The sequence below is a fragment of the Enterococcus sp. AZ177 genome, assembly GCF_050544585.1.
GTDB lineage: Bacteria > Bacillota > Bacilli > Lactobacillales > Enterococcaceae > Enterococcus_L > Enterococcus_L plantarum.
The window spans coordinates 3048078-3061955 of the sequence record NZ_CP172944.1; the positions used below are offsets into that span (position 1 = coordinate 3048078).

Annotated in this window: 16 protein-coding genes; 8 read left to right on the forward strand and 8 right to left on the reverse strand. The window is 33.2% G+C overall.

Annotation, left to right across the window (positions count from 1 at the left end):
• Nucleotides 1-329 precede the first annotated feature (329 nt).
• Together IGJ34_RS14935 and IGJ34_RS14940 are read right to left on the reverse strand one after the other, a co-directional pair.
• Nucleotides 330-1226 carry a reverse transcriptase domain-containing protein gene (locus IGJ34_RS14935; RefSeq protein ID WP_430597776.1) on the reverse strand — a complete coding sequence of 299 codons (897 nt, stop codon included), beginning with the start codon at nt 1224-1226 and terminating at the stop codon, nt 330-332.
• A 44-nt stretch (nt 1227-1270) separates the two neighbouring features.
• A complete protein-coding gene (locus tag IGJ34_RS14940; RefSeq protein WP_430597777.1) occupies nt 1271-1660 on the reverse strand; it encodes a reverse transcriptase domain-containing protein in 390 nt (129 codons plus the stop codon).
• Nucleotides 1661-2062: 402 nt separating this feature from the next.
• On the opposite strand from IGJ34_RS14940, the gene IGJ34_RS14945 reads away from it, so the two are divergent.
• The 4 genes from IGJ34_RS14945 to IGJ34_RS14960 are packed head-to-tail and all read left to right on the forward strand — an operon-like array spanning nt 2063 to nt 4277.
• Nucleotides 2063-2458 carry a hypothetical protein gene (locus IGJ34_RS14945; RefSeq protein WP_430597778.1) on the forward strand — a complete coding sequence of 132 codons (396 nt, stop codon included), beginning with the start codon at nt 2063-2065 and terminating at the stop codon, nt 2456-2458.
• Nucleotides 2458-3672 (forward strand): hypothetical protein, encoded by a 1215-nt coding sequence (locus IGJ34_RS14950; RefSeq protein ID WP_430597779.1) that lies wholly within the window; start codon nt 2458-2460, stop codon nt 3670-3672. Before IGJ34_RS14945 ends, IGJ34_RS14950 begins: the two co-directional genes overlap by 1 nt.
• 14 nt (nt 3673-3686) lie before the next feature.
• Nucleotides 3687-3995 (forward strand): hypothetical protein, encoded by a 309-nt coding sequence (locus tag IGJ34_RS14955; protein WP_430597780.1) that lies wholly within the window; start codon nt 3687-3689, stop codon nt 3993-3995.
• Between the two features lie 12 nt (nt 3996-4007).
• Nucleotides 4008-4277 carry a hypothetical protein gene (locus IGJ34_RS14960; RefSeq protein WP_086443686.1) on the forward strand — a complete coding sequence of 90 codons (270 nt, stop codon included), beginning with the start codon at nt 4008-4010 and terminating at the stop codon, nt 4275-4277.
• A 223-nt stretch (nt 4278-4500) separates the two neighbouring features.
• Here IGJ34_RS14960 and IGJ34_RS14965 read toward each other — a convergent pair whose 3' ends face one another.
• The 3 genes from IGJ34_RS14965 to IGJ34_RS14975 form a co-directional block, all read right to left on the reverse strand.
• Complete coding sequence (locus tag IGJ34_RS14965; RefSeq protein WP_430597781.1) at nt 4501-5229, reverse strand: DUF6287 domain-containing protein; 729 nt, start codon at nt 5227-5229, stop codon at nt 4501-4503.
• Between the two features lie 149 nt (nt 5230-5378).
• Complete coding sequence (locus IGJ34_RS14970; protein ID WP_430597782.1) at nt 5379-6488, reverse strand: alpha/beta hydrolase; 1110 nt, start codon at nt 6486-6488, stop codon at nt 5379-5381.
• A 26-nt stretch (nt 6489-6514) separates the two neighbouring features.
• Nucleotides 6515-7432, reverse strand: coding sequence for an ROK family protein (locus tag IGJ34_RS14975; protein ID WP_430597783.1), 918 nt, complete (start codon nt 7430-7432; stop codon nt 6515-6517).
• Nucleotides 7433-7562: 130 nt separating this feature from the next.
• Between IGJ34_RS14975 and IGJ34_RS14980 the strand changes: the two genes are divergently transcribed.
• The 4 genes from IGJ34_RS14980 to IGJ34_RS14995 all read left to right on the forward strand — a co-directional run bounded on the left by IGJ34_RS14980 (nt 7563) and on the right by IGJ34_RS14995 (nt 11692).
• Nucleotides 7563-8663, forward strand: coding sequence for a helix-turn-helix domain-containing protein (locus IGJ34_RS14980; protein WP_430597784.1), 1101 nt, complete (start codon nt 7563-7565; stop codon nt 8661-8663).
• A 12-nt stretch (nt 8664-8675) separates the two neighbouring features.
• The gene (locus tag IGJ34_RS14985) at nt 8676-9545 is read left to right on the forward strand and encodes a helix-turn-helix domain-containing protein (protein WP_430597785.1); all 870 of its coding nucleotides are present in this window, start codon (nt 8676-8678) and stop codon (nt 9543-9545) included.
• 93 nt (nt 9546-9638) lie between these two features.
• Nucleotides 9639-10859, forward strand: coding sequence for an MFS transporter (locus IGJ34_RS14990; RefSeq protein WP_430597786.1), 1221 nt, complete (start codon nt 9639-9641; stop codon nt 10857-10859).
• A complete protein-coding gene (locus IGJ34_RS14995; RefSeq protein WP_430597787.1) occupies nt 10859-11692 on the forward strand; it encodes an alpha/beta hydrolase in 834 nt (277 codons plus the stop codon). Before IGJ34_RS14990 ends, IGJ34_RS14995 begins: the two co-directional genes overlap by 1 nt.
• Before the next feature lie 290 nt (nt 11693-11982).
• On the opposite strand, the gene IGJ34_RS15000 is transcribed toward IGJ34_RS14995, so the two are convergent.
• The 3 genes from IGJ34_RS15000 to IGJ34_RS15010 all read right to left on the reverse strand — a co-directional run bounded on the left by IGJ34_RS15000 (nt 11983) and on the right by IGJ34_RS15010 (nt 13870).
• Nucleotides 11983-12687 carry a hypothetical protein gene (locus IGJ34_RS15000; protein WP_206837760.1) on the reverse strand — a complete coding sequence of 235 codons (705 nt, stop codon included), beginning with the start codon at nt 12685-12687 and terminating at the stop codon, nt 11983-11985.
• Nucleotides 12680-12982 (reverse strand): hypothetical protein, encoded by a 303-nt coding sequence (locus tag IGJ34_RS15005; RefSeq protein ID WP_206837763.1) that lies wholly within the window; start codon nt 12980-12982, stop codon nt 12680-12682. Before IGJ34_RS15005 ends, IGJ34_RS15000 begins: the two co-directional genes overlap by 8 nt.
• A gap of 447 nt (nt 12983-13429) precedes the next feature.
• On the reverse strand, nt 13430-13870 hold the full coding sequence (locus tag IGJ34_RS15010) for a DUF4279 domain-containing protein (protein ID WP_206837766.1): 441 nt from the start codon (nt 13868-13870) through the stop codon (nt 13430-13432).
• Nucleotides 13871-13878 lie beyond the last annotated feature (8 nt).

Consider the following 13878-nt stretch of genomic DNA (forward strand, 5'->3'; position numbering starts at 1 on the left):
TAGTTTCTTTTTCAACCCACACCTTAGCCTTATATCCCATAACTAATTTATCTAGATTATCTAGAATCGGTCGAAAATTCTCAAAATTTATTTCTTCAAAATTTTTAAGAATAAATTTTCAGCAATCTCTAAGGACAGATTATCTTCTAATAATTTCATTTTTTTGTCTCAATTGACTATTTCCTTTATATACGTAATATATAAATTTTTTCACTGATTTATCTCTCTTACTTGATATTTCATTATCAAAAATAAAGATAGTGGGATTAAGCGGTTTAGTTCCAAAAGAATTAAAATATTTCAAATAATTAGGATAAACTTTATCTTCCTTATCCGAAAAAAAATTGTACATATTTTTTCATTGAATCTGCACCATCTATTGGCAAATTAAAGAAATATTTATATCTAGAAATATCTTTATTTTTTATTCGTTTGCTTTTTTTAAAGAAAAACACTTTAAACACAAATTCATTATTCTTTTTTTCTATAAGATTTGGATAGTCTTTATATAAATTTTTCAACGCTGCTTTTATATATCTTACGTCAGTTTTTCCTTCAGTAACAATTGTAGGGATTTTATTACCATAAAAGTATTTGTAATAAAGAAATTTTTGGTACTCTTTTTCTCTTGCATTTAACATTTGTAACATTACATGATGATTTTTTTCTTTTCGTTTTATTGATAATAGATACTTTTGATATTCAATATTATTTAAATTAAGAGAGGTATTGTATTCTAACTTATTATTAAACTTGTCCAACTGGTTTATAAATGCAAATCGCCCTTCTAATTGATTTATATTGCCTGAAACACCATTTATTATAAATTCTCCATTTTTATAAAGATTATGAGCCATTGCTCTAGTATTTTTATAATATTCTCTAGGTACACTAATTTTTTTATTTACGACTAGACCAGTGACTTCTTGACGAGAACTATTAAATTGTAATCTTGTTTTCTTAGCGTTTAATTTAAATCCTGCACGCTCTATTTCTTTGGTCAGTTTCTTTAAAAATATTTTTTCTTGACTTAAAAACAAAGTGTTATTTGTTGAAAATGTCAAGTCATCAGCGTATCTTGAGTAATCTAATTTATATTTTTTAGCAAGTTTCAAAATTCTAAAATCCATTATTTTACATATCAAATTTGTAATTATCGGAGAACTAGGAGAACCTTGTGGTAAAGAGCCTTGATAGCAGGTGAGATGAGCAATAATTAATGCCACTTCTTTAGGAACTTTAAAATTATTATCTTTTTCAAAAAAACCCTTTACTCTTCCAAATGAAAACTAGAAAAAAAGTCTTCCAGATCTACATTCAAAACAAATTTCTTATTTCTATGAATTTTCGCATTTGTTACAATGCTCTTTTTTTCTTCAAAAGCATGAGAAATATTTGCTTTTATATTATTTTCTTTCCATACTTTTTTTTGAGTCACCCACAACAAATTTGCTAGCCTCTTTTGTACAAATTTTAGTTCGTCATTGGGGGCATGTATTATTCTCACACCACCACTTTTTTTTTCAATCTCAAACGTTTTATAAGAATTTTCAGTACCTTTTTTTTCTTTGTTATATAGTAAATAAGTCATATTTTTCTTTGGGATATTTAATAGTCTAAAAAAATCATTTCGATTTTTAATATCTGAAAAAGTACTCATAGTAATCTCTCCCTTAAAAATTGCGTGTGGCAACTCATTAGGCGAATATCAGCGTAGAAAATTATTAGTATGCTGAAGACAGTTACCAAGTAGCTATGCTACCAGCAATTTGATCAAAACTTGCGAATCACAAGTACAAAATCTAGCCACACGCAATATTTATTATACCATGAACGAAATTGTCAACCAACATCAATAGATGCTTAATATAGTTAAAAAAGGTAAATTCTATATACAACCTTAAAATAATGGCGATGATTTCTTATAAATCTATTTTTAACTATTTCTCACAATTAAACCATTGACTCTTTTTAATTTAGTTGGGATAATTAGTTTAGAGTAACATTTTTTCATATGTTTTTTCTTGCACTAACATCTTGATGATTAAAGGAGCGTGAGGCTTTGAAAAAGGAAAAATGGTTTATTATTTTAGTTATACTTATACTAATTGGAGGCGTTGGTTTGTTTACTTTTAATCAAAACGATAAGGAAAGAAAAGAACAGCAAGTTATAAAAATGGAAACGGTAACTACAAAACAAATTAAAAATACATTTGCAGATATAACAGAAATTAAATTTTCAGAAAACTATGGTGAAAATAAATTAACTGGCTATGCAACAGTAGATGTTACAGTAACTACTAGTTACGGGGTGACCTCATTACTAGATGTCAGTATGACTATGAATGATAGATCTGAAAAATTAGGCTCTTATGGTGTAGATCCGAACCTTTTAGAAGGTACAACAAAAAATGAAGTCAAAGTTATTTTTTCTAATAATACAGAAAGGAGCTTATAATGGCGACAGAAGAAGAATTAAAGGATTTAAACAATAGAGTTTATCAAGTTGATCCTAACTATAAGGACAGTGATATTAAGTATACTGATAAAGCTGACAATCAACTAAAAAGTAACGAGAGGAATATAATCAAAGCCGGGGATCAGAAATTCAAAGTACTTTCTGTTAAAGATGGTGACTATGGTTTTCAAGGAATGGCAGTGGCTCCCATAGTGAATGGCACTCCAGACTATGGACAAGTCACAGTAGTGGCTGCCGGAACTTACCCTAGTGATAGTAAAGACATTAAAGCAGCTTTAAAAGGAATGTCTCCGAACGGTTCTCCTCAAGCTGACGTTGCTTTACAGTATGTAGGGAATCTTATTGACAACAATCCGAATTGGACAATTAATCAGCTAACTGGCTATTCTCAATCAGCTTATATGCTAAAAGTAGGCGCTCACTTTAAAATACCGACAACAGTTTTTAGTGGCTGGTTTCAATATCGTTCCTTAACACCAGCGGAGGAAAAATTTATGAAAGAAAATCCTCACTTATTTTTAAATTACCGTCAAAAAAATGACGATGTGACGAAATGGAATGATTTCAATTCTAAATGGGGAAATAGTGATGATTTTGGAACAATTGTATGGGTAGATGGTAATAGTCATAAATTAACTAGCTGGGAATTTGATAAAAAAACAGGACAGCTAAAGATATCAGATAGTTTGGGCAATTCAGAAGGAGCTATGATACAAGCTAGTTATTTTCTGATGCGTGGATTTTTAACTCAATTGACTATGTTAGATCAACTAAAAGCTAAACTAAAAGCCAGTGGGGGCGGACTATCCAATAATGAAAAAATTTATTTAGATGACCAACAGGCGTTACTAGCCGTTAATACAGGTCGAGCAACTTATCAAAATGCGATGGCTAATGCTATAAAAGTATATCAAAATGCAATTACAGATGCAGAAGATATCTGGCAAGAAACATTACGGGAAGCCCGTTCTCAAATAGAAGTACTGTCTGATAATGAAATGAAGGATAGTTTATCAGCGATAGGAGCTACTGAACAACGAATAGTCGGTGAACCAACCGAATTTTTTCAACAAAAAATCAATAAGGCAAAAATGATGGATAAAAAATTCGAATCGTTAGCGAAAGAAATCAAGAGTAAAATCGACAAAATGGTTCAAACAGATCAACAACTAGCGCAACAATTAAAGCCTTAACAAGGAGCTAACGTATGAAAGAGGAACAGATTACAGGCGATTATCAGCGAAAACGCCGTGAACTAGAAGCAGATGAAGATATACTAAAAAATACACAACGAACAGGAGAACAATTAATACAAGAAACGTTGTCAGATATTTACCGAATTGTTCAACAGTCAGCTGTAGATAACGAGCCTTTTGATCGTGCCAAACAATCAATTATGCAAGTAGAAAATGACTATCACGAAGCGTTATCAAGAGCAAAAAAACAGCTATATCAACAACAAGAAAAACTTGAACAAGACTATCGAAATGACCTCCAAAAAGCAAATAAAGAATAAGGAGTTGTTCTATTGGAAGAATTAGCAAAAAAATTATTGAAAGAGTTAAAAAAGAATTTAGAAAAAATACGTGTACAAGCAATTGGTTCAGCCAAGATACAGAAATCTCATAACATGAAACAAGAATCTAAGAAACAAGGTGAAACAGCCATAGAAAGTGCTAAAAAGGCATTGTCTTCTTCCTCTCAAACTTTAGAAGGAGCAGTTAAAGGTCAGTTTGGAAAAAAAGTAACAGAAGCTTTTGAGAAGCAACAACAAACTTTAGATAAGCTATCTTCTTAGCATTCAATGATTAAATTGATAACACTCTACTAAAATTGAATACATTTTAAACAAACTCAAATCACTTAAAATGGCGTAAACTCAACTATTACGTACCGTGTAAAACTAATTTATTTTCGAGATTTAGTAAGTACGAAAAAAACAGTATAAAAAAAGCACCTACTTTTTGTAGGTACTTCATATAAGATATCCCACTGTTTTATTATCAAGGTATCCTAACAACTTAGTCAGCTTTATAATAGACATACTCTGCACGAACTGATGTCGCGGTATTTTGCGTACCCACCGCAACAATTTTATCCCTGCTTATATCTCCCTCTATTATATCGCCCATTACACCTTTGGGCAAAAATGATACATAGATTACTGCACCAGGGAGATTACTTCTTAAAGAAATAAATCCTTGATTTTCTTCAAGTCCTAATTGCTGTTCATAGGACTTAACTTTGTTACTATCGCCCATATATGATACTAAATCAGGTGTTCCATCTGCTGAGTTTAGATTGGGAATATCTACGTTTAGCCCTGTTATTTCTCCTGCTTGCTTCTGATTAGAAATGTCTGTAAAACTCATTGTATTGTTTGCCACAAAAATTGTATTTCCTAATCCATTTACCCAAGTTCCATTGAGACTTGTGAAATCACCTTGTTGAATTTGAGAAAGGTCCATCGATTCAATGACTTCGTTTGCTTGCCCTTCTCCTGTTTGTTCCTGTGATGCATCTGTTTCTTTTGTCTCCTGAACTATGCTAGATTGCGTAGTTGTTTGTTCTGTGGTTTCTTTAGTTTCTTTGGTTTCTTTCATACTAGTAGTCAACTCTGTAGTTTCTCTACTGCTAGATGATATTGTAACCGTATCTACGCTTGATTTACCAGAATTGTTACACCCTACTAAAACCCCCAGAAACACCAGGCTCAAACCTAACAAAATAGTGCTCTTTATTTTTTTCACACCAAATCCTCCAAGTCTTTTGTATAACCTTTAAACTATACTTATCCCTGTTATAATAATATACATTATACGCCTCGTCTATCTTTAAATGATAGCTAACTAGACTAGCATAACCTTTCTACATGCTTCAAGGAAAGGTTTTACTCGGTTTAACGCCTATTTTTCTTAATAAATTCACTAATATCTCGCATACAATCCTCTGCCTGCGGATAATTCCCTACGTGATCAATAAACGCATGCCCCATACCTTTGTATAAAGTAAAGGTCGTATCCACTCCTAAATCAACCAATTTTTTAGCATAAGCTAAGCTTTCAAAGGTTAAGAAGTCATGCTCTCCTGAGGTGATCATCGTTGTTGGCATTTTTTCACTGACTGACATATAGGGTGTTAAGTATTTAGTTAAAATATCTTTTGTCCCTAAAATATCGGATAAACTGGTCGTCATTTCACCAAAAATCTCAATACCGGGACGAATAACATTGGCTTGTTTCGAGTAAATCGCTACATCCTGATCAATATCAAATTCAGTATATTGATCCTTGATCCCACCCATATTAAGTGTTGGGTAAAGTAAAATTTGACCGCATACATCATCACGATTTTCTTCAATATTTCGGTTACTACAATAGGCTGTTAAATTTCCACCAGCACTATCTCCCGCTACGAAAATACTCCGCTTATCAGCTCCCCATTCTTCCACATGGTCGGCTAGCCACCTTAAGCCAGTGTAACAATCTGTGTGTCCGATTGGGAAAGGATTTTCAGGTGCTAAACGATAGTCGATACTGACCGCAATCATATTGGTTTGACTAACAAATAATCTCAAGGCTTCTCTCACAACATCCGTACTACCAGCAAAAAAGCCACCGCCATGAATAAAATAGAGCACAGGTGAATGAGCCATTGGTTTTTCCGATTGAAAACGAGTCACGGGAATATCAAAACCATCTTCCGCTTTAATCGTAAAAGTCATTTCTTTAATGTCTTCTTCAACCATGGGTGTTGAATCTACGCTATTAAACATTTTTCGCAAACGTTTGATTGATTTTGGGCTAGCATCCATTTTCAGCATACTTTTGGGGATAAATTTCATCAGTAGGCTCATTTTTTTAGCCCCTTTATACACCCGTGGATCCATCGCACCATCAATATCGCAATCTGGAATTGGTTTTACGATGACCGACACATCGCGACGTGTTTCTGTATATTGCTTATTTTTAATTGCTTCTACTAATTTTAGATCGTATTCTCGTGCCATTAGTATTCCTCCTAAACGTTAAATGCTCAATTTCCTTCTAATTCTTCAAGTAAATGATATAAAGCCCCCAGCAATCCAGCTTCATTCCTAAAATGACAGGGGACAATTTCTACTGGTGTTAGCATATTCTCTAACAATGGAACTGATGTAAGTAATCGTTGATATTGCTGTTTTATTTCGTCTACAAGAATTGGCTGCGCGCTAATACCACCGCCAATAGCGATTCGCTGTAAATCAACGACGGATTGAACATTCATGATCACAATCACCACATTGCGACAGAACTCTTCAAATAATGGATAAATCAATTCATTTTTCTTTTCTAATTCTTCGAATACTTTTTTACCGTCTAAAGGGTCCTCTAACGTCAATAAGTTTGACGCTTGTCGAATGAAATTTACTGCCGAACCTTTCGCTCCCGCCACAGTCTTCAAACTGATTGGAGCATCAGTTGAAAGGAGCATGAAACTTAACTCTCCTGCTTGGAAATGGCTACCCGAGTGAAGTGATTTATTTAAAACAAGACCGCCACCAATGCCTGTACCAAGCGTCATCACACCGCCATTTTCGATGTCTTTTAATTGCCCTAACCACAATTCAGCAAGTGCAGCTGATTTACCGTCGTTTATTATCGCACATCGCAGGTTCATATAAGATTCAATAAATTCTTTCAAATGAAACTGATGTAAGTAAACCAACGCTCCTCCATGATAGACAACTCCTTCTTTTGAATCGATTTTACCCGGACAACTAACAGCTACCGCTTTAACTTGTCCTTTGTATTGATCAAGAATACCAGTTAAACAGCTTTTGAACTCTTCAATATTCTTTGGTGTCTCTTCTTTTTTCACAAAAATAATTTGGCCACTACGATTAATTAAGGCGTGCTTCATGTAGGTGCCTCCAATATCAATACTTAAAAAGTGAGTGGTTAATTCAGTCATTCGGGTTTCCTCCTATTATCTCTTGAAAAGATTTTGATAGCGCTTCCAATTGTATTCTACTCGTTTCAGAGAGAAATAATAGTATAATTTTATGATTAATGGTATTTTTATATCAAAGGAGCTGAAAACGATGATAGCGCTTATAAATTTTTTGAATCATCTATCCGATATCGCTATTTTTTCTTATATTGTTGTGGATAAAGTAAATGGACAGATCAGTCACCAGAAGAATCTTACCAAGATTCAGTTGACAGATAAACAAATTCAACGAATAATCACGCAAACAAGTATCATTCATAATTACTATTTCAAAGAACAAAAATTGCTACTATTCGCTTACGATACCGACGAGTTAAATCAATTGGTTTGTCTATTCATTGATGATGAAGTCGGCAATTTCATTTCTCATAACGATCGATTATTGAAGATTTCTGAAACCATTCATCTATTTATGAAGGAAAAAGAATTCACCACTAAAGAAGTTCAGTCTCTCAATCAAAATATTCTCTACCTAAGAAAAACGATCATTGAAAAAGTACTAAGTGAACAAATCGAACAACAACTTTATCACCACGACTTTGAAAGTGAAGAGGCTATGTTTATCGAAGTAATGAACGGTAACGAAGAAGGGTTAAAAAGAGACTATTACGCTTTTCAAAAAAATAGCCAAACAGGCCTACTTTCAACTGAATCAGAATTGAGAAATCAAAAAAATATCTTAATTGTAGCCGTAGCGATTTCCACAAGATATGCGATTAAAGGTGGCGTTCCACATGAACGAGCGTATACTTTAAGCGACAACTTAATTCAAGATATTGAACGAAAAAATCACTTTCAGAGCGCCCAACCACCCGTCTTAGAAATACTCCTATTATTTTGTAAAGAGGTACGTAAATACAATTATATCAAATACTCTACTACGGTCAAAAAAACGTGTGAGTTTATTCATAAAAATATCTACTCGAATTTATCTGTCCCGATGATTGCGGCTTACACCAATTACTCTGTCCCTCATTTATCTATGTTGTTTAAAAAAGAGGTAGGACTTTCCCTCAATCAATATGTGATGAAGCAAAGAATAGAAGAAAGTAAGCGATTATTAGAATTTAAACAGTACGATTTAAACACGATCAGCTCATTACTTCACTTCAACGATACAAGTTATTTCATTAAAGTATTCAAAAAATATGAAAATATGACCCCAAAGAGCTATTGGCATGAAAAAAATTAAAGAGGTGCAATTATGGTTTTTGAACATGAATTTATTGAATATACACACGAATTGATCCCCGTTAATTGGATTGTTCATGGCGCGGATCACTCAGCAGGAACAGTATTGCCACATTGGCACACTTCTTTCGAGATTTCCTACACTTATTCTGGAAAAATCGAAAACTATACAATCAATAATGTCACCTATCAAACAGAACCTGGCACCATTTTATTCATTAATTCAGCAGAGGTTCACGGTGCTGTTTCCAGTTATTGCGCTGATCTAGAAGCATTGACGATCCAGATTCCTTATGAGTTTTTAAGTAAGCTGATTCCTGACTTTGAGTATATGCGTTTTGATCATCTACCTTCAGGAAAACTTGCACAACTCAATCAATTACGGGAAGTTCTCAGTCAATTTTATCATCTGGTCAGACGGGAACCGGAAGAGTTTTTAGAGTTGCAATTAATCCGTTTAACTTACGAATTAATCTATTTAATGGCAAAAGATTGGATGCATCGTGAAAAAATGCCAATCAATTCAAATGTCTACCATCGAAATTTAGGTCAGATGCAGCCGATCATTTCCTTTATCCAAGAAAATTATCAGCAAGAATTATCTGTTGGAATTTTAGCGAACAACTTTCATATGTCAACGAATTATTTAAGCAAACTTTTTAAAAAGAGTCTTGGATTAAGTGTCATGAAATATGTCCAGCTAGTTCGAATCAATCGAGGGCAAGAATTATTACTTCATAGTGAAAAACCAATCCATGTGATTTCTGATATCGTAGGTTTCCCTAATGAGAAATCATTCAGAAGAACCTTCGAAGATGTTTTCCATCAAACACCAAAAAAATATCAATTGGACTATCGAACAAAACAGAATGGCAGAAAATGACCTTTTTTTCGATAGATTCCGCCCCTTTTAATTTGTGAATTCGTGATATCCTTTATTTGTAATCGATTACAATAATCTGTTGGAGGACCTATCATGAACAAAAACAGCTTTTTATTTAAAGCATCACTACTTTCTATCTCATTAGTTTTAGTAGCGGGACCCGCCGTATCATCACTCATCCCTTTGATGCAGCAGGCTTTTCCAGATCAAAGCACCTCGTCAATTGAACTTATTGCCACGGTTCCAAACTTTGGGATTTTAATTTTTGTTTTGTTAAGCAATATCTTCGTTAAATTTCTAGGCAAGAAAAAGACGGTTTTATTAGGGCTCATCCTTGCGTTGATCTCTGGCCTTATTCCTGTTTTTATAGAAAACTATACAGTTATCTTAGCCTCACGCTTTATGTTTGGAGCAGGAGTCGGTTTATTTAATGCCCTTGCCGTAAGTTTAATTACTGAACTTTATTCTGGGGATGAGCAGGCCAGTTTAATGGGGCTTCAAGGAGCCATGGGATCGATTGGAAGCACTGTGATGACCTTATTAGTTGGCTACTTTACTAAATTTGGTTGGCAGAATTCTTTTTTAGTTTACGCAATTACCGTTTTACCATTAGCATTATTCGCTCTTTTTGTGACCTTACCTGCAGCTGAAAAGCTAGATAATCCAACCGCTAACACTAAAAAAGAAAAAGAAAGTATCAACGGAGCGACCATCGGCTTAATGCTTTTCGCTTTAATTGTATACGCTTTATTTTTTGTGATCATGTTAAAAACAGCTACTTTACTGGTAGAAACTGGCATTGGGAAACCAGAAACTGCCGCAAGTATTTTAGGCTCCGTTACAATTGTTGGGATTGTTGTCGGTGTTTTCTATGGCAAGATTTTCAAGTGGTTAAAACAGCTGGTATTGCCAATTGGACTATTGGGTATCGGTCTTGGCTTTATCATTATTTTATCCGCCAATTCAGTTGCGATCGTAACTCTCGGTGCCATTGTTTCAGGTTTAGCCTTTAGTTTAGCAGCGCCTTTCATGTTTATGTTAGTTGGGCAAATTGCACCGAAGAATTCCGCTAACTTAGCGACAGGTGTGTTATTAGTCGGGATCAACTTAGGCGTCTTTTTATCTCCCACAATCAATAGTTTCTTAAGTAAAACCTTTGGGATGACAACTGCTTCCGATAGCTTTTTAATGAGTGGAATAGGTCTTATTCTATTAAGTGCATGCTCTTTTATTCTGTTAAGTATTCAAAAGAAAAAGAATGCGCAAACTGCTAGACAAAAAGATACGATAAAAATTAGAAAAGAGGATGCATAATGGCTTTAGTACAAGTAAACTTTATTTCAAAAATGTTATCACGCACGGTAACCTTTAACGCAATTATTCCTTTAGATCATATCTCATTTGGAAAAGAAGAAGAGGTCCAACAAAAACCACTAAAAACATTGTATTTATTACACGGCGCCTTTGGCAATTATACGGATTATTTATCTGGTACCCGAATCCAACGCTGGGCTGAAGAGCATAATCTAGCTGTTATCATGCCGTCAGGTGAAAATCAATTTTATGTCGATAAACCAAATCGTGGTGAAAACTACGGTGCCTACGTGGCAGATGAACTCGTTGAATTTACGAGAAATATGTTTCCTTTGTCTCATAAAAAAGAAGATACCTTCATCGCTGGACTTTCAATGGGTGGCTACGGTGCTATGATCAACGGATTGAAATACCATGAAACCTTTAGCCATATCGGTGCTTTTTCACCAGGTTTGATGATCGATCAAATTATTGCGCGTTCTGAATTATTATCCGTTACAGGTTGGAGTTTAGACTTTTATGACAATTCCTTTGGAGGAATCGATACGATCAAGGATAGTGATAAAGATTATTACTATTTAATCAATCAACTGATCGAAAATAAACAAGATATTCCTAAAATATATCTCCCAATCGGTACAGGAGATTTCTTACTTGAAAGTGTTCGAAGCTTTAAATCATTTGCGGATAAGAAAAAAATTCCACTTACTTATATTGAAGATGAGGGTGGACATGAGTGGGATTTTTGGGATAAATATGTGAAAAATTTCTTGGATTGGTTGCCTTTGGATGAAAAAGGAAATTATTTGAGTAGTGGGAATGTGGCGGAATAACGCGTGATATGAAAGAAAAGGTGTAAACATTTTTTAAGAATTGTGAAGCTTTACGGGCTTTTTAAAACCTAATTTGCTATTCTGTAGTTTGATAGAGGTGTAAAATCTCACATTATCAGCATCTTGAGTAAAATATTTTAATGAAAGAGCATCACTATATATTATACTAGATTTTAAAAGTAACATCGTTAAAAAAAATGGCTATAGTCAATATGATTTACTAACATAGTGGCTATAGCCTTTTTTGATGGTTATTTTTTGTTCACATTTTATTCATTAATTCACTGATCCTATGTTAAACTCATAAATCTCATCACTTCAAGACCTAGAACATTACTTAAATAATCTTCCCTACCTTTTTTTGTAAATTCAATACTATAGTTCTCTATAATTTCCCAATCAACAGTATTTTCCATAATAATTTCTTCCATATCTTTAACCAGTTTTTTTCTGACTACAAAAACATAATCTAATTTGATTAAATGATCTACAATTTCTCTAAGTTTTTTCTCCCCAATGAGCTTCCCACTATCAACCAAATTAATATCTCCAAAAGAAATATCAGTTAATAACGACTGAACCACATCTAAAACTTTCCTATCATAAAAAACTTCTTTAGATACTATTGTTAAACAATAATCCGATTGAGAAGAGTAAATAGCAATCAGTGATTCTGATAATTCGTCAAGTTCTATAGTTGTTTCGTTTTTTTGAGGATACCACACTAAGTTTTCATTAATTTCAATATCTGGAATAGACCATTCTGTATCTACATGTGCATCTAGTAAAGCTTCTTTACTTCCTGTATCTATTTCTGTTTCTGATGAGATTTGGCATTCTATAAATTGTTCACTCTTTAAATTCACAACAAAACTATTAATTAAAGATATTAGTTCTCTATAAGTAAATATATCTTTATTCAACACATCATCTGCAGATATCCGCTTACTACTTTTCTTTTCTACTTTTTCTAAAAAATTAGCAACATTATACATACGACACCTCATTTTCTACTAAATTAAGGCATCTAATGAATCCATCTTCAACAGGATAAGAAACAATATAATTTTCAATACCTTCTATTTGATTTGAATGATTAATCTTATGACAATTCGTCCAAGAATCCTTTGGAAATTTTTCCCCTATAAAAAATTCTGGTGGAGTTAAGGTAGCATCTACCAAATTCCAAAAATTTTCTCCCCAGATTTGCATTTTTTTCGATTGCCCACATTGTATTTTTATCATTATTTTTATTTTGTCGAACCCTTGAGCGTTTAGTTTTTTTCTCACTTCCTTCATAACCATTAAACAGTCTTTATAATCAAATGTCGTTTTATTTATAAAAAAGTCTATGTGGTCTGAATAAACTTCATTAGAACTATCTTGTCACTCTGCAATAAATTCATCTATATTTTCCATGTTATTACTCCTTCATATTAAGGTAGTTTCCAACCTATATCTTGTAACCATTTTAATATCTTTTTAGTCAGTTTAGGTGGCTGACCACTAGAATTATGCCCCCATGAACCATCTCTTTTTACCCCTTTTGGTGATTTTACTAGTCATTACCATTACAAAAAAATTTTCTAGAGCATCTAAATGTCATACTTTAAACTATAAAAATAGACACAGATAAACTTCTCTTTTATCTAATGCCTATTTATATCATATTTTATAAACTAAATGAGCTTTTCTTTTCATTTTGCTATCAAAATATTCCTTAATCATGCAGTAATGCTAACTTTCAGAATCTTCTTCATAGGTAATAATATCAAAACTTATTTCAGCATTAATATCACTTAGAAAATGAATCATCGGTGTGTCTACTACCATTGCTGGAAAATCGCCATCATAACAATCTATTGATAACACTACAGCATATTTAATTTGTTCATCATTAGCCATTTTTTTCAGAATACTAGTTTTAGGTTTAAATTTACTTAGTATCTCCTGATATGCTAAAGTAAAATCATACATTTCTTCGAACGTTTTACTATAGCACCAATTATGTCTTGGTTTATATTCATCGGGTAGATTAGGATTATTTTTTATTGCATCTGGCCAATCATCTTTAGTTCTAACTTTTGTTGGTTGTATCTCTAGTTTTTGTGTCATATTTTCTAAGTTAAAATCTTTACCATCAGCAACTAAGCTAATTTTTATTTTTGGTAATTTCATAAGTTCCT